Here is a 26,304-nt window from a genome sequence, read left to right on the forward strand (position 1 = left end):
CAAATGAACTTTATATCAATTTTCTACGGACTATTTTTGCTGAGTGTATTGGGAATTTATTGGTCTTTAGCACAACAGAAATTGCGCTTGTGGACGCTATTAATTGCTAGCCTTGTATTCTATGGATCTTTAAATATTCAATATATACCATTACTCCTAGCACTTACTTTTATTAACTTTCGTTTGGGCTTAGAAATAGGGAAAAATACTGCACCAGGAAAACATACTGTTGACTGGCGAACTTCTAACGAAGAGTGGCAATTTGCCCAAGTTGACTGGAATCTTCGCCGCTTGAAGCTGTTGTGGCTAGGCGTAACTCTGAATGTATTGCTACTACTAGGCTTTAAATATCTGCATCATGTCTTAAATTTTGCTGTTAATTTGTCAACAGAATCACCTAATAGCGCTTTTAAATTGATTGCACCTTTGGGGATTTCATTTTTTACCTTTGAGTGCATTTCCTACCTAATTGATGTCTATCGCGGTGCGCCTGCTTCTGAGCAATTTCTCAAATTTGCGGCATACAAGCTATTTTTTGCCAAATTGATTTCAGGCCCAATTACCCGCTATCATCACTTAGCGGCTCAGTTTAATACACTGCAATTCCCTACTACTGATAAAGTGGCAGAAGGACTGTGGTTAATTTCTAGAGGTGCAGTCAAAAAAGGGATTTTGGCAGATCACCTGGGAATTTTTGTTGATTTATGTTTTGGTAATCTCCAAAGAGCAGGTAGCACTGATCTCTGGTTAGCCACATTTGCCTATGGCTTACAGCTTTATTTGGATTTCAACGGTTACGTAGACATTGCCCGTGGTAGTGCTTTGCTTTTCGGCTTAGTTTTACCTAACAATTTTGACTTTCCCTACTTTAGTACTAGTATTGCCGACTTCTGGCGACGTTGGCACATCACTCTCGGAGATTGGTTACGTAACTATATTTACTTTCCCTTGGGTGGTTCCCGCCAGGGATTGATGCGTACCTGCTGGAATCTATTGGTTGTCATGCTAATCGCTGGTATTTGGCACGGATCGGCTTGGGGTTTTATTGTTTGGGGCATATTCCACGGGTTAGCTTTAGTGGCGCATAGACTGACAGATGCAATCAGCGATCGCTTTGAGCGTCTAGAAAACTTCTGGCAAAACCCTCTAGGTGTAGTTATAGCTTGGTTGTTAACCCAACTGATGGTTTTTACCTCTTGGATCTGGTTCCGCTTACCAAACCTCCAAGATTCCTCTTTGGTATTTCAGCACCTCTGGGGACGGAATGCTGATGCTCAATTTGCTCAGAAGGTGTATGTAGAGGCTTTAAATATAAGTCAATACCAACTTGCTTGGATGCTAGGTGCTTTAGCCGCCCTTATGGCCACAGCCTATCTCTTTCATGGTCGGCTAAAAGTAGAATTCAACTGGCCCGTTAAGCTGGTCTTTGTGCCTTTCTGTTTATACGCAGTTTGGCTATTAGCCCCTGAAGGTAGTTTGCCCTACATTTACTTTGATTTTTAGAAAGTCATCGTCTACAGTCAAAAAAAAATATAAGTAAATCTAATCGTCACTGAGAAATAAATAAACTGAAAAATAAATAATTTAACTTAAAGTCATGTTAAGTTTAGTAATACAGGAAAGAAAGTAATTTCACCTGATTCATTTTTAATAACCCATAGCACTCATAAAACAATGACAACCACCTTACAACAGCGCAGCAGCGCTAACGTATGGGATCGTTTTTGCGAGTGGATCACCAGCACCGAAAACCGGATTTATGTCGGTTGGTTCGGCGTATTGATGATCCCCACCTTGCTAGCCGCAACCGTTTGTTTCACCATCGCCTTCATTGCAGCACCCCCTGTAGACATAGATGGTATCCGTGAACCAGTAGCAGGTTCCTTAATCTACGGAAACAACATCATCTCCGGAGCAGTAGTTCCATCCTCCAACGCCATCGGCTTACACTTCTACCCAATCTGGGAAGCAGCTTCCTTAGACGAGTGGTTGTACAACGGCGGACCTTACCAACTAGTAGTATTCCACTTCCTGATCGGATGTGCTTGCTACCTAGGTCGTCAGTGGGAATTGTCTTTCCGTTTAGGAATGCGTCCTTGGATCTGCGTAGCATACAGCGCGCCTCTAGCGTCTGCAGCAGCAGTATTCTTGATCTACCCCATCGGTCAAGGTTCATTCTCCGACGGTATGCCCTTGGGTATATCCGGCACATTCAACTTCATGATCGTGTTCCAAGCAGAACACAACATCTTGATGCACCCCTTCCACATGTTGGGAGTAGCAGGTGTGTTCGGTGGTTCATTGTTCTCTGCAATGCACGGTTCTTTGGTAACATCTTCCTTAGTTCGTGAAACCACCGAAACCGAATCCTTGAACTACGGTTACAAGTTCGGACAAGAAGAAGAAACCTACAACATCGTTGCAGCCCACGGCTACTTCGGTCGCTTAATCTTCCAATACGCATCATTCAACAACAGCCGTTCACTGCACTTCTTGCTCGCAGCATGGCCAGTAGTTGGTATCTGGTTCACAGCTTTGGGTGTCAGCACAATGGCGTTCAACTTGAACGGATTCAACTTCAACCAATCAGTAATTGATTCTCAAGGTCGCGTCATCGCTACTTGGGCTGATGTGATCAACCGCGCTAACCTGGGTATGGAAGTGATGCACGAGCGTAACGCTCACAACTTCCCCCTAGATTTGGCTGCTGGTGATGTTGCTCCTGTGGCTCTGACTGCTCCTGCTATCAACGGTTAATTTTTAACTGCATCATAGCTTAGATAAAAAGCGCCTCCCGGTAACGGGGGGCGTTTTTTATGTTGTAACTTCCCTATTTCGCGTATCGTCCGCAGCGTACCTGTTGATGAGACAATAAACGAGATATGAAGCTTGCGTTGTGTTGCTTCCAGCCCAAAGGAATCTGTAGAAATGTGGAAACGAATTGCATTGATTTTGCTATTAGTGTTGAGCTTCAGCGTGAGTAATACCGATGTAGCGATCGCCGCTGGACTTAAAAGCTTTGTCAACACTATTGATGGCTATCAGTTCTTATATCCTAATGGCTGGGTGCAAGTTAAAGTTGCCAACGGCCCCGATGTTGTGTTTCATGATTTGATTGAAGTCAGTGAAAATGTCTCTGTAGTAATTAGTCCCGTTCCCGGAGGCAAAACTTTGACAGAATTGGGGACACCAACAGAAGTTGGATATAAATTGGGTAAGGTGGCTCTCGCACCAACAGACTCTGGACGTACCGCTGAATTAGTCAATGCCTTGGAGCGGGAATCTGACGGTAAAAAATACTATATATTAGAGTATTTAGTTAAACTACCCGATAAACAAGAGCGACACAACGTCGCTAGTGTCGCTGTTAGCCGTGGTAAACTTTTCACCTTCAACGCCTCGATTCCCGAAAAACGTTGGCAGAGAGTAAAACAGATTATTGATCAGGCAGTCATTTCATTCTCGGTGTATTAAATTCAGTGAACAGTTATCTGTTGTTTGATAACTGTTCACTGATAACTGTTAACTGATAATTTTGTTATGGGAATTTCCCCTTTTATACTTGCTTCCGCTTCCCCAGCACGACGGAAATTGTTGCAAACTGTTGGTATTGAACCGATAGTCTATCCTAGTGATTTTGATGAGTCGCAAATCCAAATCGATGAACCTGGTCAATTGGTGCAAACTCTCGCCCAGCATAAAGCAGAAACTGTAGCCCCACAGTTTGCATCAGGTTTAATCATGGGTTGTGATTCAGTTTTGGCTCTGAATGGCGAGATTTATGGTAAGCCAGCAGACACATCAGAAGCGATCGCCCGTTGGCAGATCATGCAAGGTAATGTCGGTGACTTATACACAGGTCATGTTTTGATCGACCTGGATAAAAACCGCACCTTAGTCAAGTGTCAAGTGACAAGGGTGTATTTTGCTCAAATGAGCGATCGCACCATTCAAGCCTATGTAGCCACTGGTGAACCCCTCACATGTGCCGGTGCTTTTGCCCTGGAAGGTTTTGGTAGCCTATTTGTGGAAAAAATTGACGGTTGTCACAGTAATGTAATTGGACTCAGTTTGCCTCTACTGCGCCAAATGCTGGCAGAATTGGGATATGATGTCACGGATTTTTGGCAATAGTCATTGGTCATTTGTCATTGGTCAACCGTCACCAGTCATTTTTCCCCATTCCCTAACTAAGAATATGTCATTTACTTCCACTCCCTCCCTGCGAGAGCAACAACACCCTTTAATTCGTCAGCTAGCTGATAGTATTGAAGCTGCTTGGCATCAGCACTTAGATTTGTCTCCCTACAATTTACCTGCTGAGTTGGGGTATGTGGAAGGTAGATTAGAGGGGGAGAAACTGACAATTGAAAACCGCTGCTACCAAACACCCCAATTTCGCAAAATGCACTTGGAACTAGCGAAAGTGGGGAATATGCTTGACATTTTGCACTGCGTTATGTTTCCTCGTCCAGAATATAACCTGCCGATGTTTGGTTGTGATTTAGTGGGTGGTAGAGGTCAAATTAGTGCAGCGATCGCTGACCTTTCCCCAGTAAATTCCGAGCGGACTTTACCAGAGTTGTATACTTCCACACTGACAGCACTACAACCAGTCAACTTTTCTCAACCACGTGAATTACCTGAATGGGGACATATCTTCTCTGACTTTTGCATCTTTGTGCGCCCCGGTTCCCCAGAAGAAGAAACGATATTTCTCAAACGGGTGCGGGAATTTTTAGACATTCATTGCACTCAGGCGATCGCTTCTCATCCTGTTTCACCTGAACAAGTGGCGCAAATTCTGGCTGGACAACGCAACTACTGCACCCAACAACAGCAAAACGATAAAACCCGTCGTGTACTAGAAAAAGCCTTCGGCACAGATTGGGCAGAAAATTACATGACCACAGTTTTGTTTGACCTACCAGCTTAAATTAAAAGAATTTTATCAAGAGTAGAGACGCGATTCATCGCGTCTGTCAAGAGTCATTTGTGAAGGTTATTATCCTCCTCATTTCCCTTATTCCCCTCATCTGCTCATCTGTAGGCTCTGTTACGTTTTCCAGCAACTGATGAATGTAGAATTCATTTAACTAGAGTTTGATGGAGTTAAAAAACAGTAGTAGGCAGAACAGCTAAATCTTTGGAGCAAATATCCAAAGACGCTTTGCTGTCTCAGTAGATGTCAGCAACAATATTTGTTCACAGGTTGACCAGAAAATTAAGGAAAATATGATGTTAAATATGCTCTATTTGATAAATATTTTTTGCTATTGCTGAATTGGAGCATGAATGATTCAAAATCATTGTATAAAAGCACAAACCCTCAATCTTTAATCTTTTTGTCTGTGTGATATTTTCGCACAATCGACGTACCTCTCAAAGACTTCATCAGCGTTAAGGCAATAGTTTTGACATACTGCAATTATCTTCAAAACCACAAACGCCTTAATTACAGTTTTTTCAGTAGTAATCTCATCGGCATTTAATAGGAATCCTATTTGATTTTTGAACAAATCTAAGTATTGGTTTGTCAGGATAATTGTGAGGGTTTGTAGTAAGCACTTTAGTGCTTAAAAAACAAGGACTAAAGTTATTACTACGAACTTAACTTACCCATCAATTTAAACTTGACATATTAGTATCTGTAGATTGGGCATTGCCCAACGCCACTTGCTTTAAACCGAGGAAACCGTCCAACGCAGTGGCTCTCCTACGTGTAGTTCAAAAATCAAAGCGGACTGCTTAGTTAACTGTTTGTCAACTGTCAACAAAGAGAAATGATTGATTGTGCAATGAATTAGCGTTTTAGCTTACAGGATCATTAAACTCTAAGGACTCGCCTCAATCAGCTAAATTTATCTCACCAGAATTACCAAAGCATTTATTCCGTGGGGTAGTACGAGTAGAACCTAGAAGTATCTGTAGATACGATACTCGTTTCCATAACAGGTGATGTCAAAGCCATCTATTACTAAAGCATCTACTAACTTATCATCTCATATTCAAGTTAGTCATAGGAATCCGATTTGATTCCTAAACTTACTCATAAATACAGAGCAATCTTAACAGGAAAGAACGGAAATAGAGGACTAGGTCATTTACCAATTAACAATTATCAGCCTACGCGACAGTAACAGTATTCAAGCAGTTATGAGATAACTTGCTTTTTTACTTCCATCAGCACAATTCAGATAAATAGGCAACATACCATGTCAAGGGTGACTGAGAAGCCAAAGTTAAGGGAACAGCCACTTGATCAACCTAAGATTTGGTGGAGTATTGCTGTAGCCATACCCATAGTAATTGCCGCTGGGGTATTGGGTACAGCCAAAGTTGAGCAGTTGAGAAAGCTGACTTCGTCCATACCCATGAGGCCAGTTGCTAACAGTGTTAGCGCTGTAGGACGTTTGGAACCACGGGGAGAAGTGATTAAATTATCTGCTCCTGTAGGAGGAATACAGTCAGCGTCACGAGTTCAGCAACTCCTAGTTAAAGAGGGAGACAAGGTAAAGCAAGATCAGGTGATTGCAGTCTTGGATAATCATGATACCCAAGCAGCTGCAGTGGAAGAAGCAAAAGCAAAACTGCAAGAAACCCGTGCTAATTTAGCGCAAGTCAGGGCTGGTTCACCCAGAGATATCCAAGCCCAATCATCTGTAATTGCTCGCCTCAAAGCTCAGTTAAAAGGGGAAAGGGATGCTCAACAAGCAACGATCGCTCGTATCGCCGCCCAATTAAGTGCGGAAAAAATCGCGCAACAAGCAGGAGTTAATCGACTAGAAGCTGAACTACTAGGACAAAAAGATACTTTAAGAGCAACCTTGTCTCGAATACAGGCTGAACAACGTAACGCCAGCGTCGATGCTCGACGTTATGAGATGTTGTACAAAGAAGGTGCTATTTCCCAACAGGAACGGGACAGAAGACGGCTGAATGCAGAGACTGCTAATCAGCAGGTTGTCGAAAGCCAAGCCTCTCTAAAACAAGCAACTGCAACTCTCCGACAGCAAGTTGCTGAGGCTAGAGCCAACCAGGTAAAAACTTTAGCAACTTTGCAACAACAGCTAATCGAAGCCAAAGTTACCCGCGACAAAACCATAGCCACTTTAGACAGACAAATCGACGAAGAAAAAGCCAAACTGAGCAGACTTTTAGAAGTGCGTCCCACCGATATGCAAATGGCCCAAGCTCAAGTTAGCAATGCGATCGCCACAATTAGAAAAGCTCAAGCCGAATTAAGGTTGAGCTACGTTAAAGCACCAACCAACGGTGAAATTTTGAAAATTCACACCAAATCAGGAGAAGCCATCAACCAAATGGGAATCGCTGAGATTGGACAAACCGATCAAATGATCGTCATCGCGGAAGTTGCTGAAGACAGTATTGGTAGAGTGCGTCTCGGTCAAAATGCTACTGTCACTAGTGACAATGGGGCATTTAATGGAGAATTGAAAGGCACAGTCACAGAAATCGGTAGAAAAATTGGCAAAAAAGATGTGCTGAATACAGATCCAGCCGCAGATGTAGATGCCAGAGTTGTAGAAGTCAAAATCGCCCTAACTAGAGAAGATAGCCAAAAAGTAGCAGGTTTAACCTACGCCAAGGTGGTTATTGATATTAATATCTAATTCAATCTTCGATAATCGCGAATGGGAGCAGGGGAAGAAGATTCTTAACTTTTGACTCTTGACTCTTGACTTTTGACTTTTGACTCTTGAGTTTTGACCAATGACTAAAATCCCCCTATCATGGCTACAACTTACACGAGAAAAAACTCGCCTAGCAGTGGCTCTAGCAGGAATTGGGTTTGCCGATATTTTGATGTTTATGCAGCTCGGCTTTCGAGATGCTTTGTATTATAGTAACGTCCGCATACACTCTAGCTTGCAAGGTGACATTGTTTTAATCAACAGTCAATCTAATGCTGTTTTATCAATGCGAAGCTTTTCCCAGAGGCGTTTATATAAAGCTTTAGAGTTACCAGCAGTAGAATCAGTACATCCTATATATTTAGACTATACAGCCTGGAAAAATCCTGTTACAGGTCGTCCTCGTAGTATTCTGATTTTTGGGATTAACCCGGAAGTTAATCTATTTAACTTACCTGGAGTTCAAGAAAATCTAGATAAACTTAAACTCCCTGATGTAGTTTTATTTGACAGTTCTTCTAGGGTTGAATATGGACCAATTGCTACTGACTTTACTCAAGGTAAAACTGTCACAGCCGAAGTGCGAAGAAGGAAAATTAAAGTAGCAGGATTATTTACTTTAGGCGCATCATTTGGAGCAGATGGTAATTTAATTACTAGTGATGTTAACTTTTTTAGGATATTCAGCAACCGTCAGCGTGGCTTAATTGATATTGGTTTGATTAAATTAAAACCAGGAGCTAATTTAGCTGCTGCTACGCAAGATTTAAAAAATTACCTGCCTAGAGAAGTAACCGTTTTAACTAAGCAGGAATTTATTGACTTTGAGCGTAATTATTGGGCAAGTAGTACAGCGATTGGATTTATTTTCACATTAGGAACAATCATGGGTTTTATTGTGGGAACTGTGATTGTCTATCAAATCCTTTATACAGAAGTTGCTGACCACTTGGCTGAATATGCAACTCTAAAAGCAATAGGATATACACAAGGATATTTGTTATCTGTTATCTTACAAGAAGCTTTGTTATTAGCAGTTGTGGGATATCTTCCTGGATTTACTTCCGCTCTAATTTTATATAAAATGGCTAGAGACGCTACACTTTTGCCAGTTTTTATGAGCTTTAGTCGCGCTTTTATGGTACTAATATTGACGATTATTATGTGCTTTATTTCTGGTGCTATTGCTGTACGTAAATTACGTTCTGCCGACCCAGCAGATATATTTTAGTTAAATATGAACAATATACAATCATCAACTAAAGATAAACTATGAGTAATTATCAATGTTCATAATTTATTATTTATGAATAAGCAATGATAACTCCTTAGGGTACTACGGTTACATCTCAGCACTGATAACTTATAGCTACTCACGTGATTATGAAACAAGAACCTGTAATTGCTATTAAAAATCTCAATCACTACTATGGTAAAGGCGCACTGAAGAGACAGATTTTATTTAATATCAACCTAGAGATTTATCCTGGGGAAATCGTCATTATGACCGGGCCATCGGGATCGGGTAAAACAACATTACTGAGTTTGATTGGCGGTTTGCGGTCTGTTCAAGAGGGCAGCCTCAAATTTTTAGGCACAGAACTATCTGGTGCTAGTCAGAATCAACTAGTGCAAATCAGACGTAAAATTGGTTATATTTTTCAAGCTCACAACTTGCTGGGATTTTTAACAGCTAGACAAAATGTGCAAATGGCGGTGGAGTTGAACGAAGCGATCGCCCAAAACGAAGCAATTGCTCAGTCAGCCGCTATGCTGGGGGCAGTAGGTTTAGAAGAACGAGTTAATTACTACCCAGACAATCTTTCTGGTGGACAAAAGCAAAGAATAGCGATCGCCCGCGCCTTGGTAAATCGTCCCCCACTAGTACTAGCAGACGAACCAACAGCCGCCTTAGATAAACAATCAGGACGCGACGTTGTCGAAATCATGCAAGGACTAGCCAAAGAACAAGGAACCTCTATCTTGTTGGTAACTCACGACAACCGGATTTTGGACATAGCGGATCGCATCATCGAAATGGAAGATGGTCTGTTAGTCCGTGAGTCCCAAGGCGTAGTCACCAGTCACGATTCTGGAATCAGAAACCATAACTCATAACCTGTAAATAGATAGATATACACCCTAAAACCTTGCTAATTAAAGCAGTTTGCAGGTCATCTTTACGTAAGAGTCATCCTAACTCCCGGCTCCTGAATTCTACTTTATTTAGCAAAGCCTCATTGTTTAATTCCAGACTGCTGTTTTGCAGAATTAGGTTGCCTACTAGTACGAAAAGTAACATTTACACCTTCATTCGATTGTTCTAGCACCAACAATGGCGTCGGTTTAGCCTTCTGATCCCAATGCATATGGGCAATCCGACCTTGAATAGTCGGTTGCCAAGTATCTTCATCATCCATCGGGCTAAGGTAAGTTTCAATACAATCAATGATTTGGCTAATAGTCGCAGAAGTCGTTTGCGTCGGTAACTTCATTAACCGAATTTGAATCCGAAACAGCACTCGTTTAGCACTATTTGGGGGATTGCCAGTCTCATATTCTACATCAAAAATTTCATCTACCTGCCGTGCAGCATTACTGGCAATTCCCACTGAACCTTGTTGGGATTGACTGGGTCGCAGAGCTTGAGAAATTTTATCTTTAATCCTGATTTTAACTTGATTAAGGATCGCAAAATGAAACACCTCCTCTGACATCCGCATCCGCAGATAATCTAGGTTAAAATCTCGTGAATTAACCAAGTCGGGATTAGTTTCCATTTTGCGAATTGTTTCCAGCGCTAACTTAAACTTTTTCTCCAATTCTCGCGCCCGGAACTGTTCAAACCTGATTTTTTTCTCTAGCTTAGTCATCAGGATTTTGCCATAAACAATCAAAGCAATCACAGCTAAAGCCAGTCCTCCAGAGGTGAACACCAAAATAGGCGGCGTTTGTGAAGCACTAGCTGGCACTTCCTGGGATGCTTTTTTAGGCTTTGTCCCAGTTTGGGCAATAAACATTGAAGTGGACATAGTTGACAAACTGAAAAACTTGACTCCTAATGTTTAGGATGCCCAAATTTTGCATATCATCTTGCGGTATCATTGATATTTTTTACACATTTTCTCAAACCGCATATGTACAGAGACCTGAGCATTCCCACTGGGCGTTCCCTAAATCCGCTGCCCCTATCCCAGCTTGCATCCACTGGCTTACACAATATTCGCCTTGTGGCGACAGATATGGATGGCACCCTGACTAGACGCGGAAAATTTATGAGTAAATTGCTACAAAGTTTAGAAGACTTAGCTACAGCCAATATCAAAGTACTGATTGTCACAGGACGTTCGGCGGGTTGGGTGAGTGGACTGAGTAGCTTGATGCCAGTTGTTGGTGCTGTGGCAGAAAACGGCGGTTTATTCTATCTTTCTGGGAGTGATACACCCATAGCCCTAACACCAATTCCCGACTTAGCTAGCCATCGTCAGCATTTGTCCGTAGCTTTTAGGCGATTACAAACCAAATTTCCCCAAATTCAAGAATCAGCTGACAATCGCTTTCGCATCACCGACTGGACTTTCGATGTCGCCGCTTTGACTCCCAGTGAACTCCAAACCCTGAGTCAACTTTGTCAAGACATGGGTTGGGGATTCACCTACAGTAATGTGCAGTGCCACATTAAACCCCAAAATCAAGATAAAGCTGTGGGATTATTGCAAGTATTGCGGGAATACTTCCCTGAATATTCTCTAGAACAAGTTGTGACTGTTGGCGATAGCCCCAATGATGAAAGTTTATTTGATCCCCGTTATTTTCCGCTGTCTGTGGGTGTAGCAAATGTATTGGCATATGCAAATCAGCTGCAACATCAGCCGATTTATGTCACCGATGCTGCCGAGGGCGAGGGCTTTTGTGAATTATCTAGTTATCTTTTGCCAGCCACGCAAATATCTAGGGAGAGTCCCCAATAGGGTTAAAATAGATTAGTAGCACTGAAACTGAAAACCATGACGGCTACTGTACCTGTCGCAACCGAATCTGAAATCTTTTACCCCAGTGCTGACGGTGAACCAGTGGCAGAAACCTACGACCACCTCTACGCCTTGCTAACTACTCTAGAAGTATTAAAACCATATTTAGCAGGTCGTCAGGCAACAGTGCTGGTAAATCAATTTCTTTACTATGCACAGGGCTTTCCCAAGTTACGGGTAGCGCCAGATGTGATGGTAATTTTTGATGTTACACCAGGCGGTCGAGATAATTATAAAATCTGGGAAGAAGGTCAAGTACCCGCAGTCATTTTTGAAATGACATCCTTTGGTACTAAGGACAATGACCAAATCTTTAAGAAAACTCTCTACGAGCAGCTAGGTGTAAAGGAATACTGGTTGTTCGATCCCAAAGGCGAATGGTTAGAACAGCCTTTACGCGGCTATCGCTTGCGGGGAGAAACCTATGAACCCATAGCAGACAACCACAGTGAACCATTACAATTGCGCTTAGTAGTAGAAGGACGGCTAATTGGGTTTTATCGAGAAGATACGGGAGAGAAACTGCTGATCCCCGATGAATTGACAGCAGCACTGCGGCAAGAAGTTGTTGCTAGACAACAAGCTGAAGCTCGTGCCGAACAAGCACAATTGCAAGTAGAACAATTAAAGGAAAAGTTGCGATCGCTCGGTGTTGATCCCGATACTCTGACATAAGTAAGTGGGCACAATAAAAGCAAACAAGGCTAAAACTCTTCTACCTATAGCAAGATTGCCTTATCCCAGCGACAATTATTTATGCCGAGTTACTTAGTATGTGGAATATTTTCAACTCCTGTGCAGGATAAAAAATCATCCAGCAAGCAGAGGTCTTTGTTTGTAAAAATACTATGCACTTGACATTAAGCTAATCTGATTTATACTCAGCCTTGATGGGTCACTTTAACCCATAAATTAGTTTCTGCTTATCAAACGATGTTTTGCTAGCTATTAGATAATATTAATGTTAACTTGTGTAACATAAGTAACGTTCTACTAGATAGTTAATACTTGAATCTCTGCTGTTTTGACCAGCTAGCCACAGCATATCTGGGCTAGAGTGGTCGTAAAACCTTATTTTTGCCTGCAAAATTGTATGCCGAGATACGGTATAGTTTCATCACTATGCTTTTGCTTGTAATATATGGGATCGCTATATTGTATATCAGCAATCAATAAGTTAAAGAAATACCATTTTTATATTTTCTTTGTTATTTTGTATTTAACGGGACAGTTCTTCAGCAAATGCTGAGTTTAAATAACAATTAATTACACAATTTTCCCGCCAATTCTATTTCAAATACTCTGTTGTGCTTGTCTAAATTCTATTGTTAAGCACAATACAAGTTGCAGAGATAGAATGCATTGTAATCATCGCCATCTCCCAACAGTTTATTAAGACTAAAGCAACCTAAACTACCATTATGATCAAGGTAAATAATCAGCGCATCATTCTTTCTGCTTTTATTAACTATGCCAGCGTAAAGCATCAAACAGCTAGTAATCACAAGTTAACTCAACCTAAATTGGATTTACTACAACCATTACGTCAATGGCTAGATAATGTAGAAATCCCCAATCAAAAACTAGCTAAATTGATTGCCAAATATATTCCGGCGCAGTGTCCCTTCGAGCGTGATATCATGCTCTTCGGTCGCAAAATAGGACATATTCCTCCCATGTGTAAACTCAACCCTCTTTACGAGCAATTCGTAGGCTTGCGTTTTCGCGCTCTTTGTTATTTAGTTGATCAATGTGGAGAGGATATCCAGTCCTACTGCTAAACATAATCTTGAGCAAATGCAGCATGGAAATTCAAATTGAGCATCAACCAAGTCAAGAACGCCTCAAGCAATTAGGGGTGTGGGAATGGTCAATTTGGCAGAAAGAAGTCTCAAAATTCCCTTGGACTTATGATACTCAAGAGACTTGCTATTTTTTAACAGGTGATGTAAAAGTGACGCCTGATGGTGGACAGCCAGTGCAAATGGGTAAAGGTGATTTAGTGACTTTTCCCGCTGGTATGTTATGCACATGGGAAATTATCAGCGACGTGAAAAAACACTATTATTTTGGTTGATTAAGCGTCAAGAGTTATTCACTTGAATCTCATTGTTGCTTGAAAAATTTCCGGGAAGTCAAGAAATGATAAATCAATTTTGCTGACGATTATTATTTGGTTCGCAACGAGTATCGTAGAATAAAGTGGCAGCGTCGGTTAACTGCTGATATCCATATCTCTGAAAACTCGTTGCGACTCCATCACCAAGACAATATTCATAATCATGGATGGTTTCGTTACCGCTGAATTTATCAGAAATTTTTTGCCAAGTTGGCGGTTTATAGCCAAAAATATAGTTGTAAAATTTTGCTGCTTCAGCTTGCTGATAATTATAATCTTGTGAATTTGGGCCAAAGTTCCCATTGAAGTTTAAGGTAATATATTTAGCCTGATTATTGACAAAGGTGATAGCAAAATTACTTTTAGGAAATTTAGGAAAAACTCCCCGAAAGCTTTTTGGGGCATAGGTGTAGGTGATTTGCTCACCTTTAGTAAGTTTAGTAGTATAACGGCCAAAATAACTTGCAATTGTTTGGGGAGTTTGATTTAAAACATAGCGTCCTGCTAAAGCTGGAGGGATAAAGACACTGTTGAGGAGAAAAAATCCTACAATCAACAGGGTAACAAAATAACGATATTGCATTGTGATTACCTGCAAATTAAAGCTAGGGAGTTGATAATTGTGTTATACCGTTTTTTTGTGAAGCTGCATATAATTCACCCCCCGGCTATCGCCGTCCCCCCTTGGCAAGGGGGGACTACAGGGGGGTATTATTATGTGCATCTTCATACAGAATTGGTATTAGCGGGAAGTGAATTATGGCAGATGCAATCGCACACAAAAAATCTCTTCCCACCGCAATTTTAATGAGGACATTGAAAAAAAATGCTACTACATTTAAGTACCTGGCAGGAAGTTGAAACTTATCTAGAAACATCTAAGGGTATTATCCTGCCGATTGGTTCCACAGAACAACATGGGCCAACAGGGTTAATAGGAACTGATGCGATTTGTGCGGAAGCGATCGCCCGTGGTGTGGGAGAATCAACTCAAGCGATCGTTGGTCCTACAATCAATGTGGGGATGGCGCTGCACCATACCGCCTTTCCTGGTACGATAAGTCTGCGTCCTAGCACTTTGATTCAACTGATACGAGACTACATCACCTCTTTAGCCAAAGCAGGTTTTACCAAGTTCTACTTTATTAATGGACATGGTGGTAACATCGCCACCCTCAAAGCGGCTTTTTCTGAAACTTACGCCCACTTAGAAGATTTGCAAATTAATAATGCTCAAAGTGTGCAATGTCAAGTGGCAAACTGGTTTATGTGCGGTTCTGTGTACAAATTAGCTAAAGAATTATACGGTGATCAAGAAGGCTCCCATGCTACACCTAGTGAAGTTGCTGTCACCCAATATGTTTATCCAGAGGCGATTAAGCAAGTACCCCTTTCTCCAGAAGTTGGAACTGGACACAAGATTTATAGTGCAGCAAACTTTAGATTGCGCTACCCAGATGGACGCATGGGTTCAAATCCGGCCTTAGCTACACCAGAACATGGTAAGCAGTTTTATGAATTAGCGGTGAAGGAACTCAGCAATGGGTATTTAGAATTTTTGAACGCAGAATAACACGATATCATCCCACACCGCCCATCGGTTTGGATGTGGGACTGCTTTTTATTTTAACTAAACTGGCGATCGCTCTGACTAATTCATCTGGATCTACTGGTTTGGCTAGATGCTTTTGAAACCCTGCCGTTAGGGCTTGTTGTTGATTAATTTCACCTGCATAAGCCGTCAAAGCCAGCGCCGGAGTCTGTGAACTTTGTTGTGATGATGCTCGCAGTTCACGTATCAAGGTATACCCATCTTTTTCTGGCATGGCAATGTCACACACTAAAACATCCGGCTGTAACTGTTGTAATAATCCCCATGCTTGAGTTGCTGATGATGCTGCGTTCACCTGGGCACCACATTGTTCCATGATAAATACAAGTAGTTCCCGTGTATCTTCTTCATCATCGACTACTAAGATATGGAAGCCACTCAAATCTAAAGTATCTGCTACTGGAGTGTCATTAGGCTTGACTTCTGGTGTGTTGATCATGAGCGGTAATTGCACTGTAAAGGTTGCTCCCTGTCCTTCTCCCAGACTGGCTACAGATACTGTACCACCATGCATCTCGACGATGTGACGCACAATAGCCAATCCTAATCCTAAGCCGCCAAACTGTCGGGTTGTGGCGCTATCTGCTTGACGAAATGTATCGAAGACATAAGGCAAAAAATCAGGATTAATTCCCTTACCAGTATCACTGACTTGTATTTGAGCATAAGTGCCCACAGATTCTAGTTTGATATGCACCTCTCCACCAGCAGGAGTAAATTTGACTGCATTGGTGAGCAAATTCCACAAAACTTGTTGCAGGCGATTGGAATCACCCATGCAAGACTTGACTAAAGGTGCGATTTCGGTGTGAATTTGAATCTCTTTGGCTTCGGCGGCGAGTTGTACTGTGTCCTTAGCAGCTGCAATGGTTGCAGCTAAATCAACTGCACTGATGTTGAGTGTTAATTTACCTTGCAAGATGCGAGAAATATCTAATAAGTCGCCGATGAGTTGAGTTTGCAATACAGCGTTCCGTTCGATGGTTTCTAAAGCGATCGCTTTTTTATTATCATCTAGCTTCCGAGTCCGCAAAAGCTTTGTCCAGCCAAGAATAGGATTGAGGGGAGTCCGCAATTCATGGGATAAGATGGCCAGAAATTCATCTTTCATCCGGTTGGCGACTTCTGCTGCTTCCCTCGCTGTTTGCTCACGGATCAGTAACTGTTCCCGTTCTTCTTCGGCGCGTCTGCGTTCAGTGACATCAATAGCTACCCCTCCTACCAATGTTTCTCCCGACGGATTGGCAATGGGGAATTTATACACGAGAAAGTCGCCAATCGTACCATCTAAACGCGGGGCAATTTCAATCGCCTCTATCACTTGATTGGTAATAACTGCCGTCCTAATGTTTTCTAGAGATTGTTGGGCAATCTCGGCATCATACAACTCAAATATATTTTTCCCAATTGCATCTTGAGTGGTTAGCTGGAATGTTTGATAATAAGTGGGGCTTAGGTAAATAATACATCCATCTGCATCAGTGATCCAAGCACAGGCAGGGCTATGAGCCATAAAGGCTTGAAAGCGTTCTTCGCTAGCTCTTAACACCTCTTCCGATCGCTGAAGTTCATTCATTAACTGACGTGTGCGTTTTTCTACTTGTTTGCGATCGCTAATATCTACAAATGCTGCTACTGATCCTCTGGCTTTACCCTGTTTATCGAGTAAGGGAGCCGCATAACCAAACATATTGAAAACAGTGCCATCACCACGGATAACATCAATCTCTGTGCCTTTGATTTCTACCTGATGAATGGCAGCGTAGCGCAAAGGAAATTCATTCGGTCTGAGTTCCTTGCCATTGCGAAAGATTTTGTAGTCTGGACGAGGTGTATTAATTGGTGTGTAGGAAACGTTATCTTCAGGAGATATACCTAAAATCTCCGCAAATGTGGGGTTGGCTGTGATGTGTCGAAATTCTGCATCTTGAGCCACCAGAATCCCAATAGGAATCAGATCGAACAGAGTTTTCATATCTTGGTTTAAAGCCGCGATCGCTCCCTCCCGCGTTTGCAGTGCTGCTGCCATTTCGTCGATAGCACCAGCGAGTTGTCCGAGTTCTCCTGATTTATTACTGATTCCAGTACGTGCGTTCAGTTCTCCCGCACCAAGTTTTTGCGCTGTCTCTACCAGCAATTTCATTTGACGTAATAAGAAGATATCGCCACCTACCCAAGCAGCAATTAACGCCAAAACAGTCACCACACCCAACCAGAGTAAATTTCGCACTAATAGCTTATTCGCCTTAGCCAATACCGTAGATACAGGCAGTCCCACTCGAATGTAGGCATCAGGGTTGAGCGGATCATCTCCCAACGGCATAAAAGCAAAGACGCGGGTAATACCATCTAAGCTAGTAAATTCATATGTGCCTTCACCCTGAGCCAATTTCATTTGCTCGAAGGCATCCTTGATTAAAAATGTTCCTACCCACTTTTGTGAGTCAGGATAGCGGACTAAAAGCCTACCTTGTTTGTTAACAACACTCAGAACTGAGCCTGGAGGTAGTTTCACTTGCGCCGCTAAATTGTTCAACTCAGCTAAATCTAGGGTAGCATTCAGCACAACTTTAACCTGCCCTAATTTGTCTATAACAGGGTAAGCAAAGTTAAGGGTAGCTTTTTTGCTACCACGAACAATTTGATAGTCACCAACGGCAAATTTGCGGGTTTTTACGGCACGTTGGAAAGATGCTTGGTCTACTAAATTAATTGAGTTATTGGGAATAGCATGACAAATATTTTTACCTTGGGCATCAAGCACATCAAAAGCAGTGTAAGTAGGGTACTGCTTTAAAAGATCGGTCAGCAAGCGATCGCACTCTGGGGAGTTACCTTGACGAACAATTGGCAACTGCGCCAATATTGTGAGCAGTTGGCGGGTTGACTCCACAACTTGCCTCTGGTTATTAGCAGCCAATCTCACCAACTGTAATGTATTTTGCTGCGCCTCTACCGTTGCCGTCCGTCTCTGTTCAGAAGCACTGTAAATAATCAGTCCCAGTGCCGGTACAACCGCTAGAAGAACAAGAAAGACCAAACGAGTACGAAGGCTGGATAAGAATATGCTATGTAACCAGGAGCGCATTATAATTTACTTTAACTCCAGTAGCGACTCTAAGCTGATTCTCATCCATATCTCCAAAAACTGCATTTATTAAATCAGTGAACAGTGAACAGTTATCAGTTATCAGTGAACAGTTATCAGTCAACTGTTCACTGTCATCATTCAGTTGTTGAGTGAATGGCTAGGCGACAGATGGGGCGATCGCAAAATAATTTGGCGTTTGCGGCGCAATAGTTTTCCCTCTCCCTCGAACTCTTGTAAGAGACGTGTGATAGTTACTCTTGTTGTATTTAATACTTCAGATATTTCCTGATGAGTTGCATTTACGTCGATTAGCTTACCCTGTTCTACATCACGGCCAAATTTAGCACTTAACCACACCAAAAATTGCCACAAACGCAGAGAAATAGGTTTACGATGCACAATGCTTAAAAGTTCTTCTCCCTGTTGAATGCGGGACAATAAAGCGTTGACATCTTGATACCAAAGATGAGGCGGGACAATGCTGACTTCTACGTGAGTCAGACATTCAATATGATAAGGCTTGATTTTCGATAAAGGAGAACCAATCAAATCCCCGGAACCCCAATAACCCAGAGTAATAAATGTACCGTCTTCACTCCAGGTTAAGGTACGAACGGCACCGCGTTCGATTCGCCACAGGATATCATTACGCGGTGGTAGCATTTCGCGCTTGGCAAATAGCCGATAAGGGATTTGTCCTTTGAAAGCAGAGTTATATGACAAATTTGTGGAATACATAAAAGATTGGGTAGACACACGTAATTGATTTAGAATTTATTGGAACTATCCCCGTAATTCGCCGCAAATAGGTAGTTTGTGGCAAAAAGAACTGAGGATCATTTAATACTTGCAATTATTTCAGCTAACGCTGATTTAACACTCATATCATCTATGTGTAAATATCGAAACAGTGTCCATAACCACAGTTATTATTGAGTAATTTTCTATACAAAACTAAAAAAACCTCCTTTTTGGGGAGGTTTGGCAAGATTAATTAAGTAAATCAGTGAAGATGAATTGTAAAAAACATCAGTAAGATTAATTTATGCACCGAAAAACTTTTTTCTTTGTTGACAGTTGATGGTTAACTGTCAACACTCTGCACAATGAAACATACGCCGAATAGCTTATTCTCTAGCAATAACTATATCGTTGGATTTAATGACTGCATAGGCTTCTGCTCCCTCAGCTAGTTCCAACTCCTCTGCTGAGACTTTGGTAATCATCGAAGTTAGCTCAACTTTATGCACAATCTCTAGCGTCACTTCCGTATTCACAGATCCTGTAACTACTCTTTTAACAACACCTTTCAGGATATTACGGGAACTAACTTTGAGTGGTTTCTTTTGACTAATAATTTCTACTTCAGAAGTATGAGCATCTTCCTTTGTTGGCAGTGGTACTGGTGGCGAAGAATACTTATTTAAACCACGCACTAGTTCCCGTAAAATCTCAGTTTTCGTTCTTTGAGAATTGTTACAGAACTCTTCTAGTATTTTTCGCTCCTCTTCTGATGTTTGAAATGTAACCCATCCTTGTTCTTTTCTTGGCATAATATTACCAATCTATTTGGTACATATTTGATTATCTTGGTACGATAGTACCAAGTTTAAATCCTCTGAAGCAGAATCTGTCTCAGTGTGATCTTAAGATTATGCAGCGATCGCCTACACTCATCTTCAGAACGTTGTCTGCTCAAGGCTGGGGAACTTTTCCCGGGAAAACTTTAATTTTTTCCGGAACAAGCCAGCTATCGGATGTAGATATCAACATACCGAATCTTTATAACTAAAATAGGGCAACTATAAAGCCCTCATGCCAAAACAACTCCCCCTAAAGCCGCTCTGAGAAAACTCTAGAGCGGCTTTTGGTTTTGAACTTATTCCTCAACCCTCAGAAAATCTGGTTTCTTGAAGTGTATTTTAGCGAGAATTGGCGACATATCTAGCAGCGTAACAACGGATGTTCATTCTGGATCACAGCGATCGCATATACCCTGGACTGTCACCTCATAAGTCTTGCCACGCAAGCCAGGACGCAGACTCTGCAACTGGATGTACTCAAAAGTATCCCAGGTAATATCTTCAATTGCCCCACATTGACAACAGCAAAAGTGATGATGGGGTCCCACATTTGCGTCATAGCGACAAACACCCTCTTCTAACAGTACTTCCCTGACAAGTCCGACTTCTCTGAGTGCTTGCAGAGAACTATAGATAGTTGCCTGGGATGACACCGGAAAATCTTTATTCAGTTCCGTCAGAATTTGGTCAACTGTAGGGTGATCGGTGCGAGATAACAAATTTGCATAAACCGCAAACCGCTGAGGAGTCACCCTCAAACCCTTAGACTTTAAGGTTTGAACAATCGCGTTTGCTTGGTGCTGCATACTTGCTGCTGCATGGAGTATTTTCTTTCTCAATTATAGTCTATTTTCTCAGAATCAATATATAGTTTTATTTATTTCAACATTTAAGTATTTATAACTATTGAATATTTCTTAAATCAGAATTATTCTGAGTTAGAACCGCAAACTGCTTTTACAAGCTAATACGTTAATATTCATCCAGAGGTCAATATGGCTGTGATCACAAAAGTTCCTAACGTTGTCTTCAAAACCCGCGTCCGCGACGAATCTATTGGTGGGACCAACCCTTTTCGCTGGCAAGATCGCACCACTCAAGAAATTTTCGCTGGGAAGCGTGTTGTAGTATTTTCACTACCTGGAGCTTTTACCCCTACTTGTTCCACCTCACACCTACCCCGTTATGAGGAACTCTACCAAGACTTTAAAGCTTTGGGAGTTGATCAAGTGATTTGTATCTCTGTAAATGATGCCTTTGTGATGTTCCAATGGGGCAAGCAACAAGGCGCCCAAAACGTCTTCCTGCTCCCCGATGGCAATGGCGAATTTACCCGTAAGATGGGGATGTTAGTGGATAAATCTAACTTGGGCTTTGGTCTACGTTCTTGGCGCTACTCAATGGTAGTAAATGACGGCAACATTGAAAAGATTTTCATTGAGCCAGGTTTTGATGACAACTGCCCCACCGATCCGTTTGAAGTCTCTGATGCCGACACTATGTTAGCCTACCTGAAAGAGGCTAGAACGGCTGTCGCAGTTTAATTTGGTATCACTATATATGATCACGTAGGGACGGGGTTTCCCCGTCCCTACGAGCGATCGCTATTCCTTGGAGGACATATGACTTACGATTATGACTTATTAGTAATTGGTGCAGGCTCTGGTGGGATTGCCACCGCGAGACGGGCAGCAGAATACGGTGCTAAAGTAGGGGTTGTGGAATTTGACCGCTTAGGTGGCACCTGCGTCAATCGTGGCTGTGTCCCCAAAAAGTTGATGGTTTACGCCTCTCGGTTTCCCGATCAGTTTGCAGAAGCTGTAGGCTATGGCTGGAGTCCCGTTGAGAGTTCACTGGATTGGGAAAAGATGATTACGGCGGTCAACAATGAGGTGACTCGTCTAAATGGGATTTATCAACAGATGTTAGATAAATCCAAAGTAGAAATCTTGCAAGGATACGGTAAGTTTGTTGATACCCATACGATCGCAGTTGGCGAACGCCAAGTCACAGCAGACAAAATTTTGATTGCTGTGGGTGGACATCCCATTAGACCGAATATTTTGGGTATTGAACATGCCATCACTTCCGATGATATTTTTAACCTCAAAGAACAACCCAAACGCATAGTAATTTTGGGGGGAGGTTACATCGGTTCAGAATTCGCCTGCGTCCTCAATGGATTGGGTACAGAAGTCACCCAGGTAATTCGTGGGGACAAAATTTTGCGTGGTTTTGATGACGATTTGCGCTCAGAAATTCAGGAAGCTATGGGTAAACATGGCATTCGCATCCTCAACAACATCCAACTGATTGCGATTGAGAAAGATGCAGCAGGCGTGAAGGTGACAGTCCGGGGAGAAGAAGGAACAGAGGAAACTGTCGTTGCAGATGCGGTGAGTTTGGCGGCGGTTGGTCGCAAACCCAGCACACACAATTTGGGTTTAGAAAATACCGGAGTTAAGCTCCACGATGGAGCCGTAGTTGTGGATCAATACAGCCGCACAGCTGACGAGAATATCTATGCAGTGGGAGACTGCACCAACAAAATCAACCTGACACCAGTAGCAATTAATGAAGGCAGGGCGTTAGCTGATACCGTGTTTGGTGGTAAGTCTCGCACCATGAGTTACGACAATGTGCCCACAGCCATTTTCACAACACCAGAAGCGGCAACCGTAGGACTGACAGAAGCAGAAGCCAGAGAGAAATATGGTGATGCGGTGAAAATCTATCGCAGCCGCTTTCGATCCATGTATTACACATTACCTGGTAAAGAGGAAAAAACCCTAATGAAGCTAGTGGTTAATGAAAAAACCGATAAGGTATTGGGCGCACACATGGTCGGCAAAGATGCTGCTGAAATTATACAAGGAGTAGCGATCGCCATCAAAATGGGTGCAACCAAAGCTAACTTTGATGCCACTGTGGGTATTCATCCTAGTTCGGCGGAAGAGTTTGTCACGATGCGGTAGGGAATGGGGCAGGGAGCAGGGTGTATTAGTGGGAAATTAGCCCAACCGACTTACCCTGAGGGAAGCTAACGCAACAGGCGGGGAATCCCCATCTAAGCTATCCCCCTGCTCCCTCTAACTTGGGCGGCGGAATCTTGTTGTAATGCTGATGCGGCCTTTGCGTCTTCTCTACGAGACGCTACGCGAATGCGCCTACTCTGCGAGAACGACTGCGTCGAATGCGTGAGACAGAAATCATCCCATTCATCAGCAACGCCAATTTTATTTGTGCCCACCTACTTAGATCAAATTATTATGTTCAGAGAAGAAGCAAGTTGGCTAGCAAATCTGATCTATTCTCTAGAGCCAAACAATGTATTTCCGATGCTAAATATTGGTAGTTCCAATAAGAAATTTAGAGAGCAAGAACAACCTTGGATTGATGATTTATTGTTCAAGCCAGCCAGACAAAAAGGGTACTCGGTAATTCACACCGACATGAAAAATGATTTAGGCGTTGATTTAGTAGGGGATTTATGCGATCGCGCTTTTTTGCAGAAACTTTCAGAAATGAATATTAAATCTGTATTGTGTTCTAATCTACTGGAACACCTCACAAACCGAGAAGAAATCTGCAAAATAATTAGCTCTATTATTCCTAACGGTGGCTATATTTTCGTTACAGTTCCTTATGAATATCCCTATCACCGCGATCCGATAGATACAATGTTCCGACCGAATATTCAGGAATTGAGTAACCTATTCCCCAATTGTAAAATCGTCAGTGGTGAAATTGTTGCGGGCGGTTATTTGGCGCAATCAACTACTTTTACACCTGTAATATATACACTAGCAATGTTTATTCGACTAATATTCCCCATTTATCAACCCTTAAGATGGTTCGATTCTCTGCGATATGCTTTATGGCTTTTTAGAGATATTTCTGTTAGTTGTGTTTTATTAGAAAAAGTCAATGATCTATAACCTCTCAGCCTTTCGGTTTTAATAGCAAACTCTGAGGTGCAAATACCAAGCTCATTACTTCTGATCGAATTCAATTTTTTAATCTTGTGATGTCTAACAAACACTCCAACATCAAATAAGCAAACGATGTAAAGGATACCAGCCCCACCATCTACTTTTTTGGCAGCTGCGAGCATTTGGTCAGGAGTTATAGTTAAATAACTTTAGCTCTAAGTTTAATCACTAAGCATTTTTCACTACACGCTGTTGATATTCCTGCTCTGTGATCATGTCGAGAGTACTCTCTAGGCGGTCTACAAATACGATACCATCAAGATGATCGTACTCGTGTTGAAAAATCCGTGCGACAAAATCCGTTAGTTCTTGTTGTTGCAATTTGCCATTGCGGTCAGTATATTCAATTTCGATCGCCTGATATCTGGGAATTAATCCCCTAACACCAGGAACACTCAAACACCCTTCCCAACCTTTAACAACTTCAGTTGAATGAGCGATAATTTTGGGATTAATCATCGCTGTTGGTTCCATTTCTGGAGCATTGGGATACCTGGCATTAGGACGGGAAGCCACAATAAATAAACGCTTTTTTGCGGCTACTTGAGGTGCAGCAATTCCCACACCATTAGCTTGTGCAACTGTAGTGATTAAATTTTCAATGAGTCTTTGAATTTCCTCATCTTGAATATTCTCAACCAGAGCAGATTTTTCACGTAGTTGGGGATTACCTAATTGAATAATTGGCACTAACTCAGACATGAGATAAACTCCTTTGGGAATTGGGGATTGGGGATTGGGGATTGGGGATTGGGGATTGGGTGACAAAGAATAAATTACCCTTGACTCTTGACTCTTGACTCTTGACTCTTGACTCTTGACTCTTGACTCTTGACAAATAAAAATTAACTTTCCCGTTGTATTGGCAATGGTGCAGGCGTGACTGATATTTGGACGATTTGCCCATTACGTTCTACTTGCATTTGTATAAGATTGCCGATTTTGCTATTTTCCACTAACTTTTGTACTTCTTCAATTTTAGTAACAGGTTCATTATTAATGCTGTGAATCACATCACCAGCTCGTAGTCCACCGATAGATGCTGGTGAGCGGGGGACGATGTTAATTAATAAAACTCCCTTATCTGCTGTAAGATTAATGCGATCGCGTAATTGATTATTGATTCTTTCCCTAATTTCTGGTGTCAGCGTCACCATCTGAATACCCAAATAAGGATGGTCAACTTTGCCTTTAGTAATTAATTCTTGGGCAATCCTTTGTACAGTCTTGATGGGAATCGCAAATCCCAAACCTTGTGCGCCGCGGATAATTGCTGTGTTCATCCCAATCACCTCACCCCGCACATTCAACAGTGGCCCGCCGGAGTTACCGGGGTTAATAGCTGCATCGGTTTGCAGATAGTCAACGCGCTTGTCGCTAGCACCAATATCACTACTAGAGCGGCCTGTAGCACTGATAATCCCCGCAGTTACGGTGTTATTCAGCCCTAAAGGATTGCCGATCGCAATCACTGCCTCTCCTGGCTGTAAGATATCGGAGTTACCTATAGCCAGAGTCGGCAGGTTATTTGCCTCAATCTTGACAATCGCCACATCTGTGACTGGATCTTCACCAAGTACTTTGCCGTTAAAAGTCCTTCCATCTTTGAGTGTAACAGTTACAGTGTCAGCACCATCTACCACATGGGAATTGGTCAAAATTTGACCAGAAGAGTTCATGATAAATCCAGAGCCACTACCCCGCTCTATCCGCTGTCTAGGCCGCGATGGAACATCTTCGTCTCCGAAAAATCGCCGAAAAAATGGATTTTCTAAGTCCTCAGAAGCAGAAGAGACGGTTCTGGCGGAATCAATGCGAACTACAGCATCTCCCACGTTTTGTACTACCGCGACTACAAAGTTAGGATTGCCAGAGGATGCGATAATTGGCGGCGGAACAGTGGCTGAATTGGGGACAGTGGTTTTTTGGACTTGAGCATCACTTGGTTGAGTTTCCACAGTTTTGGTAGGTGACAAAGAGCAACTCCCAAGACATACTACTACACTCACTTCCAGTAGCATCGATATCACATTTTTTACTCCCCACTTTTGTCCCCCTTGTCTCCCACCATCATGCTCTTTGGTCTTCATGTATTTTTACTTCTCCGTGCTAGTCAGTGGATGGTAGGATATTGCCTACCGGATATGTCTCAACATGATTACAACTTAAAAGCTTATTCCAGGTCGAGAGCATCTGAATGCTAAATTGTGTTCGCTTATAT

Annotated in this window: 24 protein-coding genes; 16 read left to right on the top strand and 8 right to left on the bottom strand. The window is 42.2% G+C overall.

The window, feature by feature from the left end; all coding sequences use genetic code 11:
- The first annotated feature begins 3 nt into the window (after positions 1–3).
- The 8 genes from CAL7507_RS29900 (at position 4) to CAL7507_RS29935 (ending at position 9,773) form a co-directional block, all read left to right on the top strand.
- Positions 4–1,503, top strand: coding sequence for an MBOAT family protein (locus tag CAL7507_RS29900; protein ID WP_015132229.1), 1,500 nt, complete (start codon positions 4–6; stop codon positions 1,501–1,503).
- 171 nt (positions 1,504–1,674) lie between these two features.
- Positions 1,675–2,757: a photosystem II q(b) protein gene (gene psbA, locus CAL7507_RS29905; protein ID WP_015126756.1), complete on the top strand. Its 1,083-nt coding sequence runs from the start codon at positions 1,675–1,677 to the stop codon at positions 2,755–2,757.
- Between the two features lie 171 nt (positions 2,758–2,928).
- Positions 2,929–3,474, top strand: coding sequence for a photosystem II reaction center PsbP (psbP, locus tag CAL7507_RS29910; protein ID WP_015132230.1), 546 nt, complete (start codon positions 2,929–2,931; stop codon positions 3,472–3,474).
- A gap of 66 nt (positions 3,475–3,540) precedes the next feature.
- Complete coding sequence (locus CAL7507_RS29915; RefSeq protein ID WP_015132231.1) at positions 3,541–4,134, top strand: nucleoside triphosphate pyrophosphatase; 594 nt, start codon at positions 3,541–3,543, stop codon at positions 4,132–4,134.
- 64 nt (positions 4,135–4,198) lie between these two features.
- Complete coding sequence (locus CAL7507_RS29920) at positions 4,199–4,936, top strand: phycocyanobilin:ferredoxin oxidoreductase (protein ID WP_042342593.1); 738 nt, start codon at positions 4,199–4,201, stop codon at positions 4,934–4,936.
- A 1,279-nt stretch (positions 4,937–6,215) separates the two neighbouring features.
- On the top strand, positions 6,216–7,634 hold the full coding sequence (locus tag CAL7507_RS29925; protein ID WP_015132233.1) for an HlyD family efflux transporter periplasmic adaptor subunit: 1,419 nt from the start codon (positions 6,216–6,218) through the stop codon (positions 7,632–7,634).
- Positions 7,635–7,734: 100 nt separating this feature from the next.
- Positions 7,735–8,886, top strand: coding sequence for an ABC transporter permease DevC (gene devC / locus CAL7507_RS29930; RefSeq protein ID WP_015132234.1), 1,152 nt, complete (start codon positions 7,735–7,737; stop codon positions 8,884–8,886).
- Between the two features lie 152 nt (positions 8,887–9,038).
- Entirely contained in the window at positions 9,039–9,773 is a 735-nt protein-coding gene (locus tag CAL7507_RS29935; protein ID WP_015132235.1) for a DevA family ABC transporter ATP-binding protein, read from the top strand.
- Positions 9,774–9,892: 119 nt separating this feature from the next.
- Here CAL7507_RS29935 and CAL7507_RS29940 read toward each other — a convergent pair whose 3' ends face one another.
- Entirely contained in the window at positions 9,893–10,687 is a 795-nt protein-coding gene (locus CAL7507_RS29940) for a hypothetical protein (protein WP_042341681.1), read from the bottom strand.
- 105 nt (positions 10,688–10,792) lie between these two features.
- Here CAL7507_RS29940 and CAL7507_RS29945 point away from each other — a divergent pair, with 105 nt between their 5' ends.
- The 4 genes from CAL7507_RS29945 (at position 10,793) to CAL7507_RS29960 (ending at position 13,763) form a co-directional block, all read left to right on the top strand.
- A complete protein-coding gene (locus CAL7507_RS29945) occupies positions 10,793–11,626 on the top strand; it encodes an HAD family hydrolase (protein WP_015132237.1) in 834 nt (277 codons plus the stop codon).
- 36 nt (positions 11,627–11,662) lie between these two features.
- Complete coding sequence (locus CAL7507_RS29950; RefSeq protein WP_015132238.1) at positions 11,663–12,361, top strand: Uma2 family endonuclease; 699 nt, start codon at positions 11,663–11,665, stop codon at positions 12,359–12,361.
- A 746-nt stretch (positions 12,362–13,107) separates the two neighbouring features.
- Positions 13,108–13,467 (top strand): Mo-dependent nitrogenase C-terminal domain-containing protein, encoded by a 360-nt coding sequence (locus tag CAL7507_RS29955; protein WP_015132239.1) that lies wholly within the window; start codon positions 13,108–13,110, stop codon positions 13,465–13,467.
- Between the two features lie 23 nt (positions 13,468–13,490).
- Positions 13,491–13,763 (top strand): cupin domain-containing protein, encoded by a 273-nt coding sequence (locus tag CAL7507_RS29960; RefSeq protein WP_015132240.1) that lies wholly within the window; start codon positions 13,491–13,493, stop codon positions 13,761–13,763.
- A 73-nt stretch (positions 13,764–13,836) separates the two neighbouring features.
- Here the strand turns inward: CAL7507_RS29960 and CAL7507_RS29965 are convergent, their stop codons facing one another.
- Positions 13,837–14,388, bottom strand: a complete 552-nt coding sequence (locus tag CAL7507_RS29965) for a hypothetical protein (protein WP_015132241.1) — start codon at positions 14,386–14,388, stop codon at positions 13,837–13,839.
- Positions 14,389–14,631: 243 nt separating this feature from the next.
- On the opposite strand from CAL7507_RS29965, the gene CAL7507_RS29970 reads away from it, so the two are divergent.
- Positions 14,632–15,378: a creatininase family protein gene (locus tag CAL7507_RS29970; protein WP_015132242.1), complete on the top strand. Its 747-nt coding sequence runs from the start codon at positions 14,632–14,634 to the stop codon at positions 15,376–15,378.
- Between the two features lie 7 nt (positions 15,379–15,385).
- Here the strand turns inward: CAL7507_RS29970 and CAL7507_RS29975 are convergent, their stop codons facing one another.
- From CAL7507_RS29975 to CAL7507_RS29990, 4 genes are all read right to left on the bottom strand, one after another.
- Entirely contained in the window at positions 15,386–18,505 is a 3,120-nt protein-coding gene (locus CAL7507_RS29975) for an ATP-binding protein (RefSeq protein WP_015132243.1), read from the bottom strand.
- 141 nt (positions 18,506–18,646) lie between these two features.
- Complete coding sequence (locus tag CAL7507_RS29980) at positions 18,647–19,246, bottom strand: Crp/Fnr family transcriptional regulator (RefSeq protein ID WP_015132244.1); 600 nt, start codon at positions 19,244–19,246, stop codon at positions 18,647–18,649.
- Positions 19,247–19,635: 389 nt separating this feature from the next.
- Positions 19,636–20,061 (bottom strand): molybdopterin-binding protein, encoded by a 426-nt coding sequence (locus CAL7507_RS29985; protein WP_015132245.1) that lies wholly within the window; start codon positions 20,059–20,061, stop codon positions 19,636–19,638.
- 413 nt (positions 20,062–20,474) lie between these two features.
- The gene (locus tag CAL7507_RS29990) at positions 20,475–20,897 is read right to left on the bottom strand and encodes a Fur family transcriptional regulator (RefSeq protein ID WP_015132246.1); all 423 of its coding nucleotides are present in this window, start codon (positions 20,895–20,897) and stop codon (positions 20,475–20,477) included.
- A gap of 189 nt (positions 20,898–21,086) precedes the next feature.
- On the opposite strand from CAL7507_RS29990, the gene CAL7507_RS29995 reads away from it, so the two are divergent.
- From CAL7507_RS29995 to CAL7507_RS30005, 3 genes are all read left to right on the top strand, one after another.
- Complete coding sequence (locus CAL7507_RS29995; RefSeq protein ID WP_015132247.1) at positions 21,087–21,635, top strand: peroxiredoxin; 549 nt, start codon at positions 21,087–21,089, stop codon at positions 21,633–21,635.
- Between the two features lie 78 nt (positions 21,636–21,713).
- A complete protein-coding gene (gorA, locus tag CAL7507_RS30000) occupies positions 21,714–23,066 on the top strand; it encodes a glutathione-disulfide reductase (RefSeq protein WP_015132248.1) in 1,353 nt (450 codons plus the stop codon).
- Between the two features lie 294 nt (positions 23,067–23,360).
- Entirely contained in the window at positions 23,361–24,029 is a 669-nt protein-coding gene (locus CAL7507_RS30005; protein ID WP_042342595.1) for a methyltransferase type 11, read from the top strand.
- Between the two features lie 222 nt (positions 24,030–24,251).
- Here the strand turns inward: CAL7507_RS30005 and def are convergent, their stop codons facing one another.
- A complete protein-coding gene (gene def / locus CAL7507_RS30010) occupies positions 24,252–24,785 on the bottom strand; it encodes a peptide deformylase (protein ID WP_015132251.1) in 534 nt (177 codons plus the stop codon).
- Positions 24,786–24,928: 143 nt separating this feature from the next.
- Entirely contained in the window at positions 24,929–26,173 is a 1,245-nt protein-coding gene (locus tag CAL7507_RS30015) for an HhoA/HhoB/HtrA family serine endopeptidase (protein WP_015132252.1), read from the bottom strand.
- Between the last annotated feature and the right edge of the window lie 131 nt (positions 26,174–26,304).

The organism is Calothrix sp. PCC 7507 (assembly GCF_000316575.1).
Taxonomy (GTDB): Bacteria; Cyanobacteriota; Cyanobacteriia; order Cyanobacteriales; family Nostocaceae; genus Fortiea.

Coding starts and splice junctions, on each gene's coding strand:
- CAL7507_RS29995 (WP_015132247.1), top strand. CDS start 21,087: ATGGCTGTGATCACAAAAGTTCCTAACGTTGTCTTCAAAACCCGCGTC.
- CAL7507_RS29975 (WP_015132243.1), bottom strand. CDS start 18,505: ATGCGCTCCTGGTTACATAGCATATTCTTATCCAGCCTTCGTACTCGT.
- CAL7507_RS29955 (WP_015132239.1), top strand. CDS start 13,108: ATGATCAAGGTAAATAATCAGCGCATCATTCTTTCTGCTTTTATTAAC.
- CAL7507_RS29920 (WP_042342593.1), top strand. CDS start 4,199: ATGTCATTTACTTCCACTCCCTCCCTGCGAGAGCAACAACACCCTTTA.
- def (WP_015132251.1), bottom strand. CDS start 24,785: ATGTCTGAGTTAGTGCCAATTATTCAATTAGGTAATCCCCAACTACGT.
- CAL7507_RS29940 (WP_042341681.1), bottom strand. CDS start 10,687: ATGTCCACTTCAATGTTTATTGCCCAAACTGGGACAAAGCCTAAAAAA.
- psbA (WP_015126756.1), top strand. CDS start 1,675: ATGACAACCACCTTACAACAGCGCAGCAGCGCTAACGTATGGGATCGT.
- CAL7507_RS29900 (WP_015132229.1), top strand. CDS start 4: ATGAACTTTATATCAATTTTCTACGGACTATTTTTGCTGAGTGTATTG.
- CAL7507_RS29965 (WP_015132241.1), bottom strand. CDS start 14,388: ATGCAATATCGTTATTTTGTTACCCTGTTGATTGTAGGATTTTTTCTC.
- psbP (WP_015132230.1), top strand. CDS start 2,929: ATGTGGAAACGAATTGCATTGATTTTGCTATTAGTGTTGAGCTTCAGC.
- CAL7507_RS29945 (WP_015132237.1), top strand. CDS start 10,793: ATGTACAGAGACCTGAGCATTCCCACTGGGCGTTCCCTAAATCCGCTG.
- CAL7507_RS30015 (WP_015132252.1), bottom strand. CDS start 26,173: ATGAAGACCAAAGAGCATGATGGTGGGAGACAAGGGGGACAAAAGTGG.
- CAL7507_RS30005 (WP_042342595.1), top strand. CDS start 23,361: ATGTTCAGAGAAGAAGCAAGTTGGCTAGCAAATCTGATCTATTCTCTA.
- CAL7507_RS29935 (WP_015132235.1), top strand. CDS start 9,039: ATGAAACAAGAACCTGTAATTGCTATTAAAAATCTCAATCACTACTAT.
- gorA (WP_015132248.1), top strand. CDS start 21,714: ATGACTTACGATTATGACTTATTAGTAATTGGTGCAGGCTCTGGTGGG.
- CAL7507_RS29925 (WP_015132233.1), top strand. CDS start 6,216: ATGTCAAGGGTGACTGAGAAGCCAAAGTTAAGGGAACAGCCACTTGAT.
- CAL7507_RS29990 (WP_015132246.1), bottom strand. CDS start 20,897: ATGCAGCACCAAGCAAACGCGATTGTTCAAACCTTAAAGTCTAAGGGT.
- devC (WP_015132234.1), top strand. CDS start 7,735: ATGACTAAAATCCCCCTATCATGGCTACAACTTACACGAGAAAAAACT.
- CAL7507_RS29960 (WP_015132240.1), top strand. CDS start 13,491: ATGGAAATTCAAATTGAGCATCAACCAAGTCAAGAACGCCTCAAGCAA.
- CAL7507_RS29915 (WP_015132231.1), top strand. CDS start 3,541: ATGGGAATTTCCCCTTTTATACTTGCTTCCGCTTCCCCAGCACGACGG.
- CAL7507_RS29980 (WP_015132244.1), bottom strand. CDS start 19,246: ATGTATTCCACAAATTTGTCATATAACTCTGCTTTCAAAGGACAAATC.
- CAL7507_RS29970 (WP_015132242.1), top strand. CDS start 14,632: ATGCTACTACATTTAAGTACCTGGCAGGAAGTTGAAACTTATCTAGAA.
- CAL7507_RS29985 (WP_015132245.1), bottom strand. CDS start 20,061: ATGCCAAGAAAAGAACAAGGATGGGTTACATTTCAAACATCAGAAGAG.
- CAL7507_RS29950 (WP_015132238.1), top strand. CDS start 11,663: ATGACGGCTACTGTACCTGTCGCAACCGAATCTGAAATCTTTTACCCC.